Raw genomic sequence first — 19,960 nt, forward strand, 5'->3', positions numbered from 1 at the left:
GCAGGGGGGACCCTGTGGGAGAGTAGGACGCCGCCGAACAATCATTGTGGGAAAGCCCCGCACCTTATGGTGCGGGGCTTTTCTGCGTTCAGGGGCCGGTCGCGAACTCCTGTAGGGTCAGGGGGCATCGATTCGACACTATCTACAGTCACAGTGGAGGCCCCCGGGTGGAGGTCCAGGAGACTCGGGTCCAGACTGACCGAATTTTCACCATTCCGAACATCCTCAGCATGGCCCGTCTCGTGGGCGTGCCGCTGTTCCTCTGGCTGATCCTGACCGAGCGCGACGGATGGGCCCTGGCCGTCCTGATGCTCAGCGGGATCAGCGACTACCTCGACGGAAAACTCGCGCGCCGCTGGAATCAGATCAGCAATCTCGGCCGGCTTTTGGACCCTGCCGCGGACCGCCTCTACGTCCTGACCACGCTGTTCGGGCTGACCTGGCGCGAGATCCTGCCCCTGTGGCTCACCGCGGCGCTCCTCGCCCGCGAGGCAATGTTGCTGGTCATGGTGTGGATCCTGCGCCGGCACGGCTATCCGCCGCCCCAGGTCAACTTCCTCGGCAAGGCCGCGACCTTCAACCTGATGTACGCCTTCCCCCTCCTGTTGCTCAGCGACGGCACCGGTTGGCTCGCCTGGATGGCGTCCGTTTTCGGATGGGCGTTCGCGGGTTGGGGTACAACGCTCTATTGGTGGGCAGGAATCCTTTACGTGGTGCAAGTCCGCCGTCTGGTCAAGGCGGATGCCACGGCCGATTGAGCTCACTCGGCGCCGGTACTGACGCGGAGGAGTAGCGGGAGTCACCGTCCGAGACGGGTGAGGTCGGCTGGACCGTCATCTCTCTAGGAGGACTCTTCCGACATGAAGGCCGTCGTGATGGCCGGTGGCGAAGGTACGCGGCTTCGCCCCATGACCTCAAGCATGCCCAAGCCGCTCCTGCCGGTGGCCAACAGGCCGATCATGGAGCACGTGCTCAGGCTGCTCAAGCGCCATGGGCTCAGCGAGACCGTGGTCACCGTGCAGTTCCTGGCGTCGCTCGTCAAGAACTATTTCGGGGACGGCGAGGAGCTCGGTATGGAGCTCTCCTATGCCAATGAGGAGAAGCCGCTCGGCACCGCCGGAAGCGTGAAGAACGCCGAGGAGGCACTGAAGGACGACACGTTCCTCGTCATTTCCGGCGACGCGCTCACCGACTTCGACCTCACCGACCTCATCAACTTCCACAAGGAGAAGGGCGCACTCGTCACGGTGTGCCTCACCCGTGTGCCGAATCCGCTGGAATTCGGCATCACCATCGTGGACGAGGAAGGAAAGGTCGAACGCTTCCTGGAGAAGCCGACCTGGGGGCAGGTGTTCTCGGACACCATCAACACCGGCATCTACGTGATGGAGCCGGAGATCTTCAACTACGTCGACGCGGACGTCTCCGTCGACTGGTCCGGTGACGTCTTCCCGCAGCTGATGAAGGAAGGCCGGCCGATCTACGGCTACGTGGCCGAGGGCTACTGGGAGGACGTGGGCACCCACGAGAGCTACGTCAAGGCGCAGGCCGACGTGCTCGAGGGCAAGGTCCAGGTCGACATGGACGGCTTCGAGATCTCGCCCGGGGTGTGGATCGCCGAAGGCGCCGAGGTGAGCCCCGACGCGGTGCTGCGGGGTCCCCTCTACATCGGGGACTACGCCAAGGTCGAGGCCGGGGTCGAGATCCGCGAGCACACCGTCGTCGGGTCCAACGTCGTCGTCAAGAGCGGGGCCTTCCTGCACAAGGCCGTCGTCCACGACAACGTGTACATCGGGCCGCACAGCAACCTGCGCGGCTGCGTCATCGGCAAGAACACCGACATCATGCGCGCCGCGCGGATCGAGGACGGGGCCGTCATCGGCGACGAATGCCTGGTGGGCGAGGAGTCCATCGTCCAGGGCAACGTCCGGGTGTACCCGTTCAAGACGATCGAGGCCGGCGCCTTCGTCAACACCTCCGTGATCTGGGAGTCCCGGGGCCAGGCGCACCTCTTCGGTGCCCGCGGGGTCTCCGGCATCCTGAACGTGGAGATCACCCCCGAGCTGGTGGTGAAGCTGGCGGGGGCGTACGCGACGACGCTGAAGAAGGGCGCGATCGTCACCACCGCCCGAGACCACTCCCGCGGCGCGCGAGCGCTCAAGCGGGCCGTCATCTCGGCGTTGCAGGCCAGCGCCATCGACGTGCGTGACCTGGAGAACGTGCCCCTGCCCGTGGCGCGGCAGCAGACCGCCCGCGGCGCCGCCGGCGGCATCATGATCAGAACCTCGCCCGGGGTGCCGGACTCGGTGGACATCATGTTCCTCGACGAGCGGGGCGCGGACCTCTCGCAGGCGCAGCAGCGCAAGCTGGACCGCGTGTACGCGCGTCAGGAGTACCGGCGCGCGTTCCCCGGAGAGATCGGTGACCTCCAGTTCCCGTCGAGCGTCTTCGACTCGTACACGGGTTCGCTGCTGAGGCGGGTGGACACCACCGGGATCGCCGACTCCGGCCTCAAGGTCGTCGTGGACGCGTCCAACGGCAGCGCCGGACTGGTCCTGCCGAGCCTGCTGGGCCGGCTCGGCGTGGACGCGCTGACGATCAACCCCGGTCTGGACGAGTCCAGGCCGACGGAGAGCCGGGAATCCCGGCGGGCCGGCCTGGTGCGGCTCGGGGAGATCGTGGCGTCGGCGCGGGCCGCGTTCGGCGTGCGGTTCGACCCGGTGGGCGAGCGGATCTCCCTCGTGGACGAGCGCGGCCGGATCATCGAGGACGACCGGGCGCTGCTCGTCCTCCTCGACCTGGTGGCCGCCGAGAAGCGCAGCGGCAAGGTGGCGCTGCCGGTGACCACCACGCGCGTCGCCGAGCAGGTGGCTGCGTACCACGGCACGCAGGTGGAGTGGACGACGACCTCGCCGGACGACCTCACGCGGGTCGGCCGGGAGGAGACCACCATCTTCGGTGGAGACGGTCGGGGCGGGTTCATCGTTCCCGAGTTCAGCAGCGTCTTCGACGGGTCGGCGGCGTTCGTGCAGCTGATCGGGCTGGTGGCGCGTACGCAGCTCACCCTGAGCCAGATCGACTCGCGGATCCCGCGGGCCCACGTGCTCAAGCGGGACGTGCCGACGCCGTGGGCGGCGAAGGGGCTCGTCATGCGGCGGGTCGTGGAGGCCGCCGGCGACCGGCAGGTCGACACCACCGACGGGGTGCGCGTGGTCGAGGCCGACGGGCGGTGGGCACTGGTCCTGCCGGACCCGGCGGAGGCGGTCACCCACCTGTGGGCCGAGGGCCCCGACGACGCGTCCGCGCAGGCCCTGCTCGACGAGTGGGGCGCGGTCGTGGACGGTGCCGGGCAGCACTGACGGCGGTGACGGGGCCGGGTGCCCCGTAGGGCGGTCGGCCGGCGGGCCGGGTGCGGGCAGTGACCCGTCCCGGTCCGCCGGCCGGACGCATTCGGTGGGGGCGGTGGCGACATGCGACGATGTGGTGCATGTCGCAGCCGCCCCACAACCGGAGTTCGGCCGGTCCGCCCGCGCGCCCGGACGCGTCCATGTCGCTGCTGACGCACGTGATGGACCACAGCCTCGACGAGGGCTATGCGGAAGCGACGGCCCGGCGCGAGGCGGACGGTACCGCGGGTCTGCCGCGCACCCTGAAGGCGAAGCTGGCGCTCGCCGCCGGGCTCGTCCTGGCTGCGATGGTGGTCACGCTGGGTGCGGCGCAGGCACGGATAGCGGCGCCGGTGCTGGCCAAGGAGCGCCAGGAGCTGATCCAGCGGGTGGAGCGCGCCGACGCGCGCGCCGACGGCCTGGAGCGGGACATCGAGCGGCTGCGTTCGGAGGTCGCCGATCGTCAGCGGGCGGTGCTCAAGCAGCCGGGCGGGGAGCAGGCCCGGCTGGTGGCCGCGTTGTCCGGTGCAACCGAGGTGCGCGGTCCCGGCGTCAGGTTGGAAGTGGACGACGCGAAGGGATCTTCGTCCAGTGGCGGTGGACCGCGCGAGAGCAGCGGGTTCTCGGACACCGGACGGCTGCGTGACCGGGACATGCAGAGGATCGTCAACGGCCTGTGGCAGTCGGGAGCCGAGGCGATCTCGATCAACGGGCAGCGGTTGACGGCGCTGTCGGCGATCAGGGCGGCCGGTGACGCCATACTGGTCGACAACAGACCCCTGGTGCCCCCCTACGAGGTCCTCGCGATCGGGGACAAGAAGCGGCTGGGCACCGCCTTCCAGGACTCGCTGGACGGCCAGTACCTGCACGTGTTGCAGGAGAGCTACGGCATCCGCTCCAAGCTGTCCCCGGCGGACGCGCTGGTGCTCCCGGCCGCCTCCAGCCTGACCGTACGCACAGCCACAGCAGCAGAGCCGAAGAAGGGTGCATCGTGATCGCGGTACTGGGCCTCGTGGCCGGAGTGGTGGTCGGGCTGCTGGTCCGGCCCGAAGTGCCGGCCGTGGTGGAGCCATATCTGCCGATCGCCGTGGTCGCCGCGCTGGACGCGGTGTTCGGTGGTCTGCGCGCGATGTTGGACGGGATCTTCGTGGACAAGGTCTTCGTGGTGTCGTTCCTGTCGAACGTGGTCGTGGCCGCGCTGATCGTCTTCCTCGGTGACAAGCTCGGCGTCGGCTCGCAGCTGTCGACGGGCGTGGTCGTCGTCCTCGGCATCCGGATCTTCTCCAACGCCGCGGCCATCCGTCGGCACGTCTTCCGGGCGTGAGGCCGATGAGCACGGAGAACACCCCGCCCGAAGAGCCGAAGGCGCCCGCCGCGCCCCGTGCAGAGGAGCCCGGTCCGGCGGCGGTCCCGGCGGGCGGTGATCCGCCGCAGACGGGGCGGCAGCGGCTGGCGGCCGGTCTGTGGCCGCCGCGGGTGAGCCGGGCCCAACTGATCGTCGCGTTGCTGTTGTTCGTCCTGGGGCTCGGTCTCGCGATCCAGGTCCGTTCCAACAGCGACTCCAGCGCGCCGCTGCGCGGGGCCCGCCAGGAGGACCTCGTGCGGATCCTGGACGAGCTGGACGGGCGCACCAAGCGCCTGGAGGACGAGAAGCAGAGCCTGGACGCGCAGCGCAGGGAGCTGGAGAACAGCTCCGACCAGGCGGAGGAAGCGCGCCGGCAGACCCTGGAGAAGGAGCGCCAACTGGGCATCCTGGCCGGTACGGTAGCTGCGCAGGGGCCGGGGATCACGTTGCGGATCACCGATCCCAAGGGTCAGGTGCGGTCCGACCAGTTGTTGGACACGTTGCAGGAGCTGCGCGCGGCCGGGGCCGAGGCGATCCAGATCAACGGCGTCCGCGTCGTGGCGGGGTCGTACTTCTCGGACGTGGGCGGTGGCATCGGGATCGACGGTAAGAAGATCACACAGCCCTACGAGTTCAAGGTCATCGGCAAGCCGCAGGACCTGGAGCCCGCGCTCAACATCCCGGGCGGTGTCGTGCAGACGTTGGAGAAGGAGCAGGCCAACGTGGCCGTCACACGGTCGGCGAAGATCGTTGTGGATGCCTTGCGGGCTGCGGAGCAGCCTGACTACGCTCGGTCGTCATCGCCGTGAGGCGGTGTGGAATGTGGAACGGCTCACGCGGCCGGACGGCTGCGGGGGGTCGACGCACCGAAGTCGCGGTGCGTGGTGGAAACTGTCTGGTGGTTACGGACGTTGTGAGAATGTCCGGGTCGGCAGGTGTGTGCATGCAGAGTTCGTCCTGCCCCACGGGCGGGTCTGTTTCGGTCAAGGGGAATCGCCCGTGAAGTTGTTTGAGAAGTTGTTCGGCAAGAAGAACCGCGAGGAGAGTGGCGCGGCGCGCCACCGTGCGGGACAGGGAGACGGGGAAGGGCAGGGCGACCGGCCGCTCTTCCGTGACGAGGTGGCCGGTGCGGGAGACAATTCGGGCGCACAGGGCGCGTCGACTGTTGACCCCGCGGGTTCCGGACGCATAGGTTTCGGTGAACCATCAACCTCAAGTGCGGGTGGAGGGTTTACTCCCGACCCGTATGCCACCAATGCATCCGCGGGGCAGCCGCGGCGCGAGGAGCCGTCCATGTCGGCCGTCCAGGTTTGTGGCAGGTGCGGGCACCGCAGCGATGCGGCCAGCCGGTTCTGCTCCAACTGCGGGGCGCCGCTGCGACCGGGTCTGACGCCGGAGCGTGCCTCGGAGACCACGTCCACCATCTCGATCTCGGGTCTTGAGGCCTACGAGGCCGAGGCGTCCGGACAGCACGTGTCCTCCTCGCTGTCCCCCGAGGCCCAGGCCGCGGTGGAGGCGCTGCCGCCCGGTTCCGCGCTGCTGATCGTCCGGCGCGGTCCCAACTCCGGCAGTCGCTTCCTGTTGGACGGCGAACTGACCACGGCGGGCCGTCACCCGCAGAGCGACATCTTCCTGGACGACGTCACCGTCTCCCGGCTGCATGTCGAGTTCCGCAGGGGCCCGGAGGGCGGCTTCACCGTCTCCGACGTGGGCAGCCTCAACGGCACGTACGTCAACCGCGAGCCCATCGACTCGGTCGCCCTGCACAACGGCGACGAGGTGCAGATCGGCAAGTACCGGCTGGTCTTCTACGCGAGCCTGCGGAGCATCTGACCCGCCCCCTGGACTTCCGTCCGGGGGGAAGCCCTCGGAGGGAAGGTTCCATGCTGCGTACCCCGACCGGCGGTGCCCCCCAGGGCGGCGCCGCCGGCGCCGCCGCCTCGGCAGGACGGTTGGTGAGCATCGGCACGGTGCTGACCACGCTGCGCGAGGAGTTCCCCGAAGTCACGATCTCGAAGATCCGCTTCCTGGAGGCGGAGGGGCTCGTCGAGCCCCGGCGCACGCCCTCCGGGTACCGCAAGTTCAGTACCGGGGACGTGGAGCGGTTGGGGCGCATCCTGCGCCTCCAGCGCGATCACTACCTGCCGTTGAAGGTCATCCGCGAGCAGCTCGACGCGCTCGACCGCGGTGAGCAGGTGCGCATTCCCGCGCCCACCGCGAACGGCGAGTCCGTCGACCCCGCCGTCCCCGCACCCCTGTACGGGGAGGCGGGCGGCGGGCGGCCGACCGTCGCACGGGTGGGCCGTGCCGAGCTGATCGCCGCCGCGGAGGTGGACGAGGTCCGGCTCGTGGAGTGGGAGTCGTACGGGCTCGTCAGCGAGGCTCCCGACGGTGGATTCGACGCCGAGGCGGTCACCGTGGCCCGGTTGATCGCGGACCTCGGTCGATTCGGGCTCGAACCCCGCCATCTGCGCGCTATGAAAGCGGCCGCGGACCGCGAGGCCGGACTCGTGGAACAGGTCGTCGCGCCCCTGCGCCGGCACCGCAATCCGCAGACCCGGACGCACGCGGAGGCCACGACCAGGGAGCTCGCGGGGCTGTGCGTAAGGCTCCACGAGGCCTTGGTACAGACCGCGCTCGGGGTCCGGTTGCACTGACCGGGAGGTCCGTCGTGCGGCCCCGACTACCCAAACCTGCCGGGCAGGTCCTAGGGTTGCTGTGTGAACGAGCTCGACGTTGTGGGTGTCCGGGTGGAAATGCCCTCCAACCAACCGATCGTGCTCCTGCGTGAAGTGGGAGGCGATCGGTACCTCCCCATCTGGATCGGTCCAGGGGAGGCGACCGCCATTGCCTTCGCGCAGCAGGGGATGGCCCCTGCCCGGCCGCTGACGCACGACCTGTTCAAGGACGTGCTGGAGGCGGTCGGTGAGGAGCTCACCGAGGTCCGCATCACGGATCTGCGGGAGGGCGTCTTCTACGCGGAGCTGGTCTTCGCCAGCGGGGTCGAGGTGAGCGCGAGGCCATCCGACGCCATAGCGCTGGCCCTGCGGACGGGGACGCCGATCTACGGCAGTGACGGCGTCCTCGACGACGCCGGAATCGCCATTCCCGACGAGCAGGAGGACGAGGTGGAGAAGTTCCGTGAATTCCTCGACCAGATCTCGCCGGAGGACTTCGGCACGGGCCCCCAGTAGCGGACCCGGCGGGGGTGGCGCACCGTGGTCGTGAGGGGCGCGAGACCGGGCCCCTCGTGAAACACGGGCCGCGTCGTACTCCCGGAACTTTCAGCCCATTCGAGTAGCCTTTCCCCGCAATGGGGTACGGGAAACCACTCTCAGGGTGATTATCACTCGGCGTGCCGAGTGTGGCGATCGTTGACGCACCCCTGGTCACTGCCTACCTTCAAGATGGCAGGTCAAGGACGGAGGGTCGGCGTGAGGATCACGGGCGACGGTACGACCGGGGGCACCCCCGCGCGCAGTGATGGCGGGTCGTACCCGATGCGCGGTGCTGCGGCTGGTCCCGCGCACCGTCAGCCGGCGGCGGCCCCGGCGGTGGGGCCGGTGAGCGAGGATCCGACGCCCGAACAGGTCGGCTACCGGGGCCCCACGGCCTGCGCCGCGGCCGGGATCACCTACCGCCAGCTCGACTACTGGGCGCGCACCGGCCTCGTGGAGCCCAGCGTGAGACCGGCCTACGGGTCGGGCACGCAGCGGCTGTACAGCTTCCGCGACGTGGTCGTCCTCAAGATCGTGAAGCGCTTCCTCGACACCGGGGTCGCGCTCCAGAACATCCGCACCGCCGTCCGGCACCTGCGCGACCGGGGTTTCTCCGACCTCGAACGGATGACGCTGATGAGCGACGGGGCGACCGTCTACGAGTGCACCTCCCCGGACCAGGTCGTCAGCCTGCTCCAGGGCGGGCAGGGTGTCTTCGGCATCGCCGTCGGGGTCGTCTGGCGCGACGTCGAGAGCGCGCTGTCGCAGCTGCACGGCGAGCGCGTGGACACCGGCGAGACCGTGGTCGGCCACAATCCGGCCGACGAGCTGGCGGCCCGCCGCAACCGCGCCGGCTGACCTCCCCGGTGCGGGCCCTCGCCGCGCGCGGATCCCCGCGGGCCCGTGGGGCGGCTGCGGCCCGCTGTCAGAGCCGTAGGGCAGCATCGGGGTGTGAGAACCGCGCCGACCATCCTGCACCTGGACATGGACGCCTTCTACGCCGCGGTGGAGCAGGCGTCGAAGCCCAGTCTGCGCGGGAAGGCCGTGATCGTCGGCGGGCTCGGGCCGCGCGGCGTGGTCGCCACCGCCTCCTACGAGGCCAGACGGTACGGGGTGCACTCGGCGATGCCGACCGCGCAGGCCCGCCGGCTCTGTCCGAACGGCGCCTACGTCCACCCCCGCTTCACCCTCTACCGGCAGGTCAGCGACCTCGTCATGGGCCTGCTGCGGGAGCTCTCGCCCCTGGTGGAGCCCCTCAGCCTGGACGAGGCCTTCGTGGACCTGGAGGCGGGCGGGCGGGCCTTCGACGCGCCGGGCGCCCGCGCCACCGGGGAACGGCTGCGCGCCGACATCGCGGCCCTGACCGGCCTGAGCGGCTCGGTGGGCCTGGCCGGGTCGAAGATGCTGGCCAAGGTGGCCTCCGAGGAGGCCAAGCCGAACGGACTGCTGCTGATCGAGCCCGGTACCGAGCGGGAGCTGCTCGCGCCGATGCCGGTGCGGACCCTGCCCGGGGTGGGGCCGGCCACCGGGGAACACCTGCGGCGGGCCGGCATCACCACCGTGGGGGACCTGGCCGAGGCGGGCGAGGACGAGCTGGTGCGGATGGTGGGCAGGGCCCACGGGGTCGGCCTGTACCGGATGGCGCTCGGACTGGACGACCGGCCCGTGGTGGCCGAACGGGACGCGAAGTCGGTGTCCGTCGAGGACACCTTCGACGTGGACCTGCACGACCGCGTCCGCATCCGGGGGGAGGTGGCGCGGCTCGCCGACCGGTGCGTGGTGCGGCTGCGCGCCTCCGGGCACTCGGGACGGACGATCGTCCTGAAGGTGCGCCGCTACGACTTCTCCACCCTGACCCGCTCCGAGACCCTGCGCGGGCCGACCGACGACCCGGCGGTCGTCCGGGAGGCGGCGGCGCGACTGCTGGAGGGCGTCGACACCACGGGCGGCGTACGGCTGCTGGGGGTCGGCGTGACCGGGCTCGCCGACTACACCCAGGAGGACCTCTTCGCCCAGGCCCGCACCGAGGGGGAGGCGGCGGACGGGACGACGGGCGCGCCCCAGGAGGCGGCCGGGCAGGAGGGGGCCGCGGCGCCCGAGGAGCCGTCCGGGGAGCCGGAGCGGGCCGCCGCACGGCACTGGCCGGCGGGGAGCGACGTACGGCACGCGGTGTACGGGGCCGGATGGGTGCAGGGCAGCGGCGTCGGGCGGGTCACCGTACGGTTCGAGCGGCCGGGATCGGCGCCCGGGCGGGTCCGTACCTTCCGGGTGGACGACCCGGAACTGGAGACCTCCGATCCGCTGCCCCTGGTGGGGGAGGCGTCCTCGGACCTCTCTACGGCTTCTCCGGAGGGGTGAGGGGGCCGCGGACGTCCTCGGGGAGGGTCACGTCCAGGCCGTAGTGGTGGTAGAGCTGGAGTTCCTGCTCGGGGGAGAGGTGGCGACCCACCCCGAAATCGGGGGCGTCCCTGATCAGGGAACGGTCGAAGGGCACGCGCAGGGCGTCGTCCACGACCTCGCTGGGTTCCAGGGGGACGAAGGCGTCCCGGCCGAAGAGGCCGGTCCGGACGGCGGCCCATTCCGGCACTCCCGTGGCGTCGTCGAGGTAGACCTCGTCCACGGTGCCGATCTTGGCGCCGTTGCGGTCGAATGCCTTGCGGCCGATCAGGCTGCGCGGATCGATGTCGGTCTGCACGGTCCCTCCGTCTGGTCGCACGCGGTTCACAACTCATCCGTAATGACTACAGAAGGGCATATCGGGATGGGGGGCCACTCGAGGGAGGCCCCGGATCCCCGCTGGTAGGCTGGGTGACGGCTGTTGACCCTGTGCGGGAGAGTCCTCCGAGTGAGCTCGACGGAGGCGCCGAAGGAGCAAATCCTCCCCGGAATCTCTCAGGCATACGTACCGCACGCGACGAGGCCACTCTGGAAAGCAGGGGCGGTACCGGGCACGCAGTACCGGTTCCGCGCCTCACCGACGGTGAAAGCCGGATCGCACGGGAGACCCCCGTGGGGCCCGGTGAAGCTCTCAGGTTGAGATGACAGAGGGGGAGGCCGTCCGGGTGCCCGCGCCGTGGTGCCCCTCGCAGGTCATACGACCAGGAGGCCTCCGTCATGACCGCCAACCGCATTCCGCTCGCTCAGCTGGAGCAGGGCATCCCCTTCGAGCAGCGCCACATCGGCCCGGATGCCGAGGCGCAGGCGAAGATGCTCGCCCAGGTGGGCTACGGCTCCCTGGACGAACTCACCGCCGCCGCGGTGCCGGATGTCATCAAGACCGCCGAGGCGCTGAACCTGCCCGAGGCGCGGACCGAGGCCGAGGTGCTCGCCGAGCTGCGCTCGCTCGCCGACCGCAACCAGGTCCTCACCTCCATGATCGGCCTCGGCTACTACGGGACCTTCACCCCGCCGGTCATCCTGCGCAACGTCATGGAGAACCCGGCCTGGTACACGGCGTACACGCCCTACCAGCCCGAGATCTCGCAGGGCCGCCTCGAAGCGCTGCTGAACTTCCAGACCGTCGTCGCCGACCTGACCGGTCTGCCGACCTCCGGTGCCTCCCTGCTCGACGAGGGCACCGCCGCCGCCGAGGCCATGACCCTGGCCCGCCGCGTCGGCAAGTCCAAGGGCAACGTCTTCCTCGTCGACGCCGACGCCCTGCCGCAGACCATCGCCGTCATCGAGACCCGCGCCGAGCCCATCGGCATCGAGGTCGTCGTCGCGGACCTGTCCGACGGCATCCCGGCCGAGATCGCCGAGCGCGGCGTCTACGGCGTCCTGGTCCAGTACCCCGGTGCCTCCGGCGCGGTGCGCGAGATCAAGACGGTCATCGACCAGGCGCACGGGCTCGGCGCGATCGTCGCCGTCTCCGCCGACCTGCTCGCCCTGACCCTGCTGGCCTCCCCGGGCTCCCTCGGCGCGGACATCGCCGTCGGCACCACCCAGCGCTTCGGCGTCCCGATGGGCTTCGGCGGACCGCACGCCGGCTACATGGCCGTCCAGGACAAGCACGCCCGCTCCCTGCCCGGTCGCCTCGTCGGCGTCTCCGTGGACGCGGACGGCAACAAGGCCTACCGCCTGGCGCTCCAGACCCGCGAGCAGCACATCCGCCGGGAGAAGGCCACCAGCAACATCTGTACCGCCCAGGTGCTCCTCGCGGTGATGGCCGGCATGTACGCCGTCTACCACGGCCCCGAGGGCCTGCGCACGATCGCCCGCCGCACCCACCGCTACGCCGCGATCCTGGCCGCGGGCCTGACGGCCGGCGGGGTCGAGGTCACGCACGGCTCCTTCTTCGACACGGTCACCGCCCGGGTGCCCGGCAAGGCCGCCGAGGTCGTCGCCGCGGCCCGCGAGGGCGGCGTCAACCTCTTCCGCGTCGACGCCGACCACGTCTCCGTCTCCTGCGACGAGACCACGCTGCGCGCGGACGTCGAGGCCGTCTGGGCCGCCTTCGGCGTCACCGCCGACATCGAGGCGCTGGACGCCTCCGCCGCCGACGCCCTGCCCGAGGGCCTGCTGCGTTCGGACGAGTACCTGACCCACCCGGTCTTCCACCAGCACCGCAGCGAGACCGCGATGCTGCGCTACCTGCGCCGCCTCTCGGACAAGGACTACGCGCTGGACCGCGGCATGATCCCGCTGGGCTCCTGCACCATGAAGCTCAACGCGACCACCGAGATGGAGCCGGTCACCTGGCCCGAGTTCGGTCAGCTGCACCCGTTCGCCCCGGTCGAGCAGGCCGAGGGGTACCTCACGCTCATCACCGAGCTGGAGGAACGTCTCTGCGAGGTCACCGGCTACGACAAGGTCTCCATCCAGCCGAACGCCGGCTCCCAGGGCGAGCTGGCCGGTCTGCTGGCCGTCCGCGCCTACCACCGGGCCAACGGCGACGAGCAGCGCACCATCTGCCTCATCCCGTCCTCGGCGCACGGCACGAACGCGGCGAGCGCCGTGATGGCCGGCATGAAGGTCGTCGTCGTCAAGACCGCCGACGACGGCGAGGTCGACGCCGCGGACCTGCGGGCCAAGATCGAGCAGTACCGTGACGAGCTCGCCGTGCTGATGATCACCTACCCGTCGACGCACGGCGTGTTCGAGGAGCACGTCGCCGACATCTGCGCGCAGGTGCACGAGGCCGGCGGTCAGGTCTACGTCGACGGCGCCAACCTGAACGCCCTGGTCGGCCTCGCCAAGCCGGGTCACTTCGGCGGCGACGTCTCGCACCTGAACCTGCACAAGACCTTCTGCATCCCGCACGGCGGCGGCGGCCCGGGCGTCGGCCCGGTCGGTGTCAGGGCGCACCTGGCCCCGTACCTGCCCAACCACCCGCTCCAGCCGACCGCGGGCCCGGAGACCGGCGTCGGTCCGATCTCCGCCGCCCCGTGGGGTTCGGCGGGCATTCTGCCGATCTCCTGGTCGTACGTCCGCCTGATGGGTGGCGAGGGCCTCAAGCGCGCCACCCAGGTGGCCGTGCTCGGCGCGAACTACATCGCCAAGCGCCTGGAGCCGCACTACCCGGTGCTCTACACCGGCCCGGGCAACCTGGTCGCCCACGAGTGCATCATCGACCTGCGTCCGCTGTCGAAGGCGACGGGCGTCAGCGTCGACGACATCGCCAAGCGCCTGATCGACTACGGCTTCCACGCGCCGACCATGTCCTTCCCGGTCGCCGGCACGCTGATGATCGAGCCGACGGAGTCCGAGGACCTCGCCGAGATCGACCGCTTCTGCGACGCGATGATCGCCATCCGTCACGAGATCGAGCGGGTCGCGGGCGGCGAGTGGCCGCTGGAGGACAACCCGCTGGCCAACGCGCCGCACACGGCCGCGGCCCTGGGCGGCGAGTGGAACCACCCGTACAGCCGTGAGGACGCGGTCTTCCCGGGCGGCGTGAACCCGTCCGAGAAGTACTGGCCGCCGGTGCGCCGGATCGACGGCGCCTTCGGCGACCGCAACCTGGTGTGCTCCTGCCCGCCGCTGGACGAGTACGACAACTGATCCCGCCCGGCGGTACGCCGCCGTGACGTGGGGACACGTCGAAGGGGCCGGTCCCGGAGCTTCGCGCTCCGGGACCGGCCCCTTCTCGTGCGTCCGTGCGTGCGTACGTCCGCCCGTGCGTGCCCGTCGGCCGCTACGCCGCCGCGAGCGGGCGGTGCGGGGCGATGATCTGGCCGTCCGGCAGGAGTTCACCGGTGTCCTCGAAGAGCAGGACGCCGTTGCACAGCAGGCTCCAGCCCTGTTCCGGGTGGTTGGCCACCGGGCGCGCGGCCTCCCGGTCGGCGGACTCTGATGACGGGCAGGCAGGCTGGTGCTGGCACATGGATGCGTTCTTTCGCTGCGGTGTGGTCTGTTCGCTACGGCTCGATGCGTGATTCATGGCCGTCCCCCTGGGTCGTCCCCGCGCCTGCGGGGAGGATGTCCTCAGTCTTCCCCCACGACGGCTGCTTCGCAGGTATTTCCCGGCAGCTGTCCTCATGGATTGAGGACGCATCACCCGTGCGGGCGGTTCAGGCCAACTCCCCTGTCATTTTGGGTGGTTCGCGGATGACCCGAGCGGACTAGGCCGGATGGGCCGGACGGGTGGGTGGCCTCAGGCGGCCGGGGCGGCCAGGGTCGGAGGGACGGGAGGGGCCGGCGGGGTCAGCCGATGGGTCATTACGGGGAGCAGCTCGGACACCGTGTGCGGGCGGTACGGGGCGATGCCGGGCGGGGCGGGGGCGAGCGGCACCAGCAGGTCGGTGGCGGCGGGCAGGCCGGCGGCGGCGTCGGCGCCGACCGCCCCGTGCAGCCACAGGGTCAGCATGTACAGCTCGGGTACGGAGAGCAGGCGCGGCTGGTAGCTCTTGCCGAGCGACTCGGCCTGGCGCAGGGCCCGTTCGGTGGCCGCGACGTAGGGGCCCTCGAAGAAGTGGGAGAAGGTCCAGCCGTCCGCGGTCAGGCGGGTGTCGGCCGCCGCCACGAAGCGGTCGCCGCTGCGGATCAGGAAGCGCCACGCGGTGAGCCGCGTGCGGGGAGGCCTGCCGTCTCCCGCCGCGCCCGACATCCCCAGCCGGTCGAGGACGTGGACCGGCAGGGGGAGTTCGGCGGTGGTCGGACCCTGGACCGCGCGCAGGGTCGGGGTGTGCGCCTCGTGGACGGCGGTGGGAGAACCGAGTGCCGCGAGGACGCTGCGCAGGGCGGGCGCGGGGGCCGGGGGGACATGCAGCGGCATGGTGGGTCGCCTCTCACTTGGGAGACCTGTGGTGCAGGGGAAGGTGCGGACGGCGCTGTCGCATTCTGGGGTCAGAGGTGGGCATTGGGACAATGGCCGCGCGCCAACTCTCTGCCTCGTTTGCGGAGTTTATACGACATGTGTTCACGCAGTGTTTCGGCTACCTGTCCCCGCCATTGCCGGCAAGTCCTCTTCCGGTCCCACTGTCGTGCTATTCATGCCCAATGCGCGCGAACCTGACGCGCTGACCTCGGAGGTTACCGGAAGGGTGCTCGGCCGGAAAGTGTCGGTTATCCGGAATCGGCAAAGTCGACGTCGCATTTTCCGATGGCGACTTGCCAGGTGAATGTGCCGAAGCGCCCATCCGGCCATACCGGCGCGCGCTCTCCGGCGGACCGGTCGCCCCGGCGTTATGGATCACGACGCCTGGGCATCATCGACCGTAACGCGCGCCCGGGGGCAACGGCCGGGCCACTCGAGGAGGGACGCTTCGATGGGGGAGAAGGTCGTGGCAGGCGGATTCGACCTGTCCGATCGGCAACGGTATCGGAGGAAGCTTCACGAGTGCCTGGAGGGACTGGAGCGGCTTCTGGCCGAGAAGAGGTTCGATCGCCCCAAGAACATGATGGGGCTGGAGATCGAGTTGAATCTCGCCGGTTCCGACGGTTTGCCGCGGATGGTGAATGCGGAGGTGCTGGAGCGAATAGCGAGTCCTGATTTCCAGACGGAACTGGGGATGTTCAACCTGGAGGTCAACGTCCTTCCGCACCGGCTCGGCGGCCGGGTGTTCGACCAGCTCGCCGAAGAACTGAGCGCGGGACTGCACTACGCGCACCGGCAGGCGGCGCAGATCGACGCGGGCGTCGTCATGATCGGGATCCTGCCGACGATCTCCCGCGCGGACCTGGCCCCGGCCAACCTGTCGGCGGTGGACCGCTACTCCCTGCTGAACGAGCAGATCCTGATGATGCGCGGGGAGGACTTCACGCTCGACATCGACGGGGTCGAGCGGCTCACCTGGAGCACCGGATCCATCGTGCCGGAGGCCGCCTGCACCTCCGTACAGCTCCACCTCCAGGTCACGCCCGCGCGGTTCGCCGACGTGTGGAACGCGGCGCAGGCGGTGACGGCCGTACAGATAGCGGTGGGGGCCAACTCGCCGTTCCTGTTCGGGCGGGAGCTGTGGCGGGAGTCGCGTCCGCCGTTGTTCACCCAGGCCACCGACACCCGCCCGCCCGAACTGCGGGCGCAGGGGGTCAGGCCTCGGACCTGGTTCGGGGAGCGGTGGGTGGACTCCGCGTACGAGCTGTTCGCCGAGAACGTGCGCTGGTTCCCCTCCCTGCTGCCGATCTGCGACGAGGAGGAGCCGCTGCGGGTGCTGGCCGAGGGCGGGGTGCCGAGCCTGCAGGAGCTGGTGCTCCACAACGGCACGGTCTACCGCTGGAACCGGCCCGTCTACGGGGTGGCCGACGGGGTCCCGCACCTGCGGGTGGAGAACCGGGTGCTGCCGGCCGGGCCGACCGTCGCCGACGTCGTCGCCAACGCCGCCTTCTACTACGGACTCGTCCGCACCCTCGCCGACGAACAGCGCCCGGTGTGGACGCGGATGCGGTTCGCGGAGGCCGAGGCCAACTTCGACGCGGCCTGCCGGTACGGGATCGACGCGCGGCTGCACTGGCCGCGTCGGGGCCGGGCCGGGGGGCTGGTCAGCGTACCGGCGGTGCGGCTCGTCCTCGACGAACTGCTGCCGATGGCCGCGGCCGGGCTGGACGCCTGGGGCATCGAGCCCGCCGACCGGGACCACTACCTCGGGATCATCGAGGAACGCTGTCGCCGCCGGGTGAACGGGGCGACCTGGCAGGTGGACACCTACCACCGGGCGCTCGCGGGCGGGCTGGAACGGGACGCCGCGCTGGCCGCGACCACCCGCCGCTACAGCGAGCTGATGCACAAGGGGGACCCGGTCCACACCTGGCCCGTGGGCATCGCGGAACAGGGGGTCGAGGCCCCCGCCGCCGCCCGCCGCTGAGCGGCGGCGCCCGGTCCGGGCCCCGTACGCCCGTCCCGTCGAACCGCCCCCGCCGCCGAGGAGGCAGTATGGGGTGGTCACAGCGGGATGGGCGGACGGGAGTCGGACGTGCGGGCGGAGCCGGAACCGGTGGTCGTGGAGCTGGGGGACGAGCGGCGGCGGAACCTGCTGCGCACCGAGACCCTGCTCGTCCTCGCCCTCTCCCTGGGCGCCAGCGGCGTGTCCGCGCTGATCAGCTTCCTCGGCTCGCTCACCAAACCGGGCGGGCTGGCGGACCAGGCCGCCACCCTCAACGGCTCCCACGCCCCCGGCCGGCCCTGGTTGGACCTGGCCTGGCAACTGTTCGGGATCGCGAGTGCGCTGGTCCCCGTCCTGCTGGTCGCCCACCTGCTCACCCGTGAGGGCGTGCCGGGGCTGAGGGTGCTCGGCTTCGACCGCACCCGACCGGGCGGCGACCTCGCCCGGGGCGCCCTGGTGGCCGCCGGCATCGGCAGCGCCGGACTGGCCTTCTACCTGGCGGCCCGCGCTTCCGGCTTCAACCTCACGGTGGTGCCGGAGGCGCTGCCCGACGTGTGGTGGAAGTTCCCCGTACTGATCCTCTCCGCGGTGCAGAACTCCGTGGTGGAGGAGGTCATCGTGCTGGCGTACCTGCTGCGCCGGCTCGACGGGCTGGGCTGGTCCCCGATGGCCGCGCTGGTCGCCAGCTCGGTGCTGCGCGGCTCCTACCACCTCTACCAGGGCATCGGCGGGTTCATCGGCAACGTGGTGATGGGCGTGGTCTTCGTCCTCGCCTACCGGCGGTGGGGCCGGGTGGGCCCGCTGGTCGTCGCCCACGCCCTGCTCGACATCGTGGCCTTCGGGGGATACGCGCTGCTCGCGGGCAAGGTGGGCTGGCTGCCCACCCCGTAGGGGGCACGGGGCGGCGTCCGGTCGCCGTCGCGTCCGGCGACCGCCACCGGCCCGGGTCACGGCGCGGTGAGCAGCTCGCCGTCGATCACGGTGACGGCGCGCCCGGTCAGGAGCGTGCGCCCGCCCGCCAGCTCGACCTCCACCAGGCCCCGGCGGGCGCCGCCCTGGAGACCCGTCAGCCGTGTCCGGCCCAGCCGCTCGGCCCAGAACGGGGCGAGCGCGGTGTGGGCGCTGCCCGTGACCGGGTCCTCGTCGATGCCGACGGCCGGGAAGAAGCCGCGGGAGACGAAGTCGTAGCCGCGCGCGGGGTCCTCGGCCCGCGCGGTGACGATCACGCCCCGGCGGGAGTGGGCGCGCAGCGCGGCGTGGTCGGGGCGCAGGTCCCGTACGGCCGCCTCGTCGGGCAGCTCGACGACCAGGTCGCCGATGTGGGCGGAGGTGTCGTGGACCGAGAGGATCTCGGCCCCGAGGGCCCGGCCGACCGCGGGGTCCGCCTCGACAGGGGTCAGCGTCGAGGTCGGGAAGTCCATCGTGATCGTGCCGTCCTCGGCGGCCCGGGTGATGAGGACCCCGCAGCGCGCGCCGAAGCGGACGGTGCCCTTCGCCAGACCCGTCTCGCGCAGGACGTGGGCGGTGGCCAGGGTGGCGTGGCCGCACATGTCCACCTCCGCGGTGGGGGTGAACCAGCGCAGCGCCCAGTCGGTGTCCCCGCCGGCCGGCAGGGGGTGGGCGAACGCGGTCTCGGAGAGGTTGACCTCCGCCGCCACCCGCCGCAGCCAGGCGTCGTCGGGGAACGAGTCGAGCAGGAGTACCCCGGCGGGGTTCCCCTGGAACGGGCGGTCGGTGAAGGCGTCGACGATTCGGATGCGCATGGGCCGACCGTAGGGCGGGGTCGCGAACGCGGACAAAGGCCAATCCGGGACGACTGGCCTGGACCGCCCGGTCGGCCCCCTCGGGCGGTCCCGCCCCCTGACCTGCTGCTTCACGACGAACCGTGCGAGCGATCGCCGACAGTCGGAAACAGTTTCCGATATATCGTTGACGCATCGCGATGGATCAGTGATAGTGAAGGAGTCGTCGATTGCGACGGCGACCGCACACGCGACGAGCGATGACGAAAGGAGCGCGGCGATGCGTTCACACGGACAGCACGACCACGGGCACGGACACGACCACGGGCGCGGTCACGGCCACTGCGGGCCGGACCGTCGGGAGGAGTTCAGGGGGCTGCGCGCCGCCTTCGGGCCGTTCGGGCCGCCCTTCGGCGGGGGCCCCTTCGGCGGGCGGGGCGGGCGCGGCGGACCGCGCGGCCGGGCCCGCCGGGGAGACGTGAGGGCCTCGATCCTGGCCCTGCTCGCGGACCGGCCGATGCACGGCTACGAGATGATCCAGGAGATCGGCGAGCGCAGCGGCGGGGCCTGGAAGCCCAGCCCCGGCTCGGTCTACCCGACCCTCCAGCTGCTGGAGGACGAGGGGCTCATCACCAGTGCGAGCGAGGGCGGCAAGAAGCTGTTCACGCTCACCGACACCGGCCGCGCCGAGGCGGAATCGGGACCGGACGCTCCCTGGGCGGACGCCGGGCGCGGCTTCGACTTCGAGGCGATGCACGAGGTCCGCACCGCGGGGGTCGGCCTGATGGAGGCGTTCGGGCAGGTCTTCAAGACCGGCTCACCCGAGCAGCGGGAGAAGGCGCTCGTGGTGATCAACGACGCCCGCAAGAAGCTCTACCTGATCCTGGCCGACGAGCACTGAGCCGGCCCCGCAACGGCGGCGCGGGCCCCCCGGGGGCGCGCGGGGGGGGGGCCCCCTAGGGAGAACAAAACCCAGAAAAACAAAGACCCAAACACCAAAAAACGGGTG

Annotated in this window: 18 protein-coding genes and 1 riboswitch; of the genes, 14 read left to right on the top strand and 4 right to left on the bottom strand. The window is 71.0% G+C overall.

What is annotated here, in order from left to right:
* The first annotated feature begins 167 nt into the window (after positions 1-167).
* The 10 genes from AB0D01_RS38450 to AB0D01_RS38495 all read left to right on the top strand — a co-directional run bounded on the left by AB0D01_RS38450 (position 168) and on the right by AB0D01_RS38495 (position 10,307).
* On the top strand, positions 168-758 hold the full coding sequence (locus AB0D01_RS38450; RefSeq protein WP_363063840.1) for a CDP-alcohol phosphatidyltransferase family protein: 591 nt from the start codon (positions 168-170) through the stop codon (positions 756-758).
* A gap of 102 nt (positions 759-860) precedes the next feature.
* A complete protein-coding gene (locus AB0D01_RS38455) occupies positions 861-3,359 on the top strand; it encodes a mannose-1-phosphate guanyltransferase (RefSeq protein WP_363063842.1) in 2,499 nt (832 codons plus the stop codon).
* A gap of 128 nt (positions 3,360-3,487) precedes the next feature.
* On the top strand, positions 3,488-4,381 hold the full coding sequence (locus tag AB0D01_RS38460; protein ID WP_363063844.1) for a DUF881 domain-containing protein: 894 nt from the start codon (positions 3,488-3,490) through the stop codon (positions 4,379-4,381).
* Positions 4,378-4,710 (top strand): small basic family protein, encoded by a 333-nt coding sequence (locus tag AB0D01_RS38465; RefSeq protein ID WP_030158423.1) that lies wholly within the window; start codon positions 4,378-4,380, stop codon positions 4,708-4,710. Before AB0D01_RS38460 ends, AB0D01_RS38465 begins: the two co-directional genes overlap by 4 nt.
* Complete coding sequence (locus AB0D01_RS38470; protein ID WP_363063846.1) at positions 4,707-5,540, top strand: DUF881 domain-containing protein; 834 nt, start codon at positions 4,707-4,709, stop codon at positions 5,538-5,540. The genes AB0D01_RS38465 and AB0D01_RS38470 overlap by 4 nt, the downstream gene beginning before the upstream one ends.
* A gap of 82 nt (positions 5,541-5,622) precedes the next feature.
* Positions 5,623-6,564 (top strand): FHA domain-containing protein, encoded by a 942-nt coding sequence (locus tag AB0D01_RS38475; protein WP_363063868.1) that lies wholly within the window; start codon positions 5,623-5,625, stop codon positions 6,562-6,564.
* Between the two features lie 50 nt (positions 6,565-6,614).
* The gene (locus AB0D01_RS38480; protein WP_363063848.1) at positions 6,615-7,388 is read left to right on the top strand and encodes a MerR family transcriptional regulator; all 774 of its coding nucleotides are present in this window, start codon (positions 6,615-6,617) and stop codon (positions 7,386-7,388) included.
* 63 nt (positions 7,389-7,451) lie between these two features.
* On the top strand, positions 7,452-7,925 hold the full coding sequence (locus AB0D01_RS38485; RefSeq protein ID WP_007262890.1) for a bifunctional nuclease family protein: 474 nt from the start codon (positions 7,452-7,454) through the stop codon (positions 7,923-7,925).
* A 240-nt stretch (positions 7,926-8,165) separates the two neighbouring features.
* Positions 8,166-8,807 (top strand): MerR family transcriptional regulator, encoded by a 642-nt coding sequence (locus AB0D01_RS38490; protein WP_363063850.1) that lies wholly within the window; start codon positions 8,166-8,168, stop codon positions 8,805-8,807.
* Positions 8,808-8,900: 93 nt separating this feature from the next.
* On the top strand, positions 8,901-10,307 hold the full coding sequence (locus tag AB0D01_RS38495) for a DNA polymerase IV (RefSeq protein WP_363063852.1): 1,407 nt from the start codon (positions 8,901-8,903) through the stop codon (positions 10,305-10,307).
* On the opposite strand, the gene AB0D01_RS38500 is transcribed toward AB0D01_RS38495, so the two are convergent.
* Positions 10,285-10,644 carry a PRC-barrel domain-containing protein gene (locus tag AB0D01_RS38500; RefSeq protein WP_363063854.1) on the bottom strand — a complete coding sequence of 120 codons (360 nt, stop codon included), beginning with the start codon at positions 10,642-10,644 and terminating at the stop codon, positions 10,285-10,287. The genes AB0D01_RS38495 and AB0D01_RS38500 overlap by 23 nt on opposite strands.
* A gap of 124 nt (positions 10,645-10,768) precedes the next feature.
* Positions 10,769-10,867: riboswitch (glycine riboswitch) on the top strand.
* Positions 10,868-11,063: 196 nt separating this feature from the next.
* Here AB0D01_RS38500 and gcvP point away from each other — a divergent pair.
* A complete protein-coding gene (gcvP, locus tag AB0D01_RS38505) occupies positions 11,064-13,949 on the top strand; it encodes an aminomethyl-transferring glycine dehydrogenase (protein ID WP_363063856.1) in 2,886 nt (961 codons plus the stop codon).
* A gap of 133 nt (positions 13,950-14,082) precedes the next feature.
* Here gcvP and AB0D01_RS38510 read toward each other — a convergent pair whose 3' ends face one another.
* Both AB0D01_RS38510 and AB0D01_RS38515 read right to left on the bottom strand, forming a co-directional pair.
* Positions 14,083-14,271 (bottom strand): DUF5999 family protein, encoded by a 189-nt coding sequence (locus AB0D01_RS38510; RefSeq protein WP_007262885.1) that lies wholly within the window; start codon positions 14,269-14,271, stop codon positions 14,083-14,085.
* A 270-nt stretch (positions 14,272-14,541) separates the two neighbouring features.
* Positions 14,542-15,162 carry a hypothetical protein gene (locus tag AB0D01_RS38515; RefSeq protein ID WP_363063858.1) on the bottom strand — a complete coding sequence of 207 codons (621 nt, stop codon included), beginning with the start codon at positions 15,160-15,162 and terminating at the stop codon, positions 14,542-14,544.
* Positions 15,163-15,655: 493 nt separating this feature from the next.
* Here AB0D01_RS38515 and AB0D01_RS38520 point away from each other — a divergent pair, with 493 nt between their 5' ends.
* Complete coding sequence (locus AB0D01_RS38520; protein WP_363063860.1) at positions 15,656-17,191, top strand: glutamate-cysteine ligase family protein; 1,536 nt, start codon at positions 15,656-15,658, stop codon at positions 17,189-17,191.
* Positions 17,192-17,299: 108 nt separating this feature from the next.
* Positions 17,300-18,100, top strand: coding sequence for a type II CAAX endopeptidase family protein (locus AB0D01_RS38525; protein ID WP_363063862.1), 801 nt, complete (start codon positions 17,300-17,302; stop codon positions 18,098-18,100).
* A 56-nt stretch (positions 18,101-18,156) separates the two neighbouring features.
* On the opposite strand, the gene AB0D01_RS38530 is transcribed toward AB0D01_RS38525, so the two are convergent.
* Positions 18,157-18,972, bottom strand: a complete 816-nt coding sequence (locus tag AB0D01_RS38530) for a PhzF family phenazine biosynthesis isomerase (RefSeq protein WP_363063864.1) — start codon at positions 18,970-18,972, stop codon at positions 18,157-18,159.
* Between the two features lie 259 nt (positions 18,973-19,231).
* On the opposite strand from AB0D01_RS38530, the gene AB0D01_RS38535 reads away from it, so the two are divergent.
* Positions 19,232-19,852, top strand: a complete 621-nt coding sequence (locus AB0D01_RS38535) for a PadR family transcriptional regulator (protein WP_363063866.1) — start codon at positions 19,232-19,234, stop codon at positions 19,850-19,852.
* Positions 19,853-19,960 lie beyond the last annotated feature (108 nt).

Origin of the sequence: Streptomyces sp. NPDC048606, from assembly GCF_040650855.1 — a bacterium.
In the GTDB taxonomy this organism is placed as follows: Bacteria; Actinomycetota; Actinomycetes; order Streptomycetales; family Streptomycetaceae; genus Streptomyces.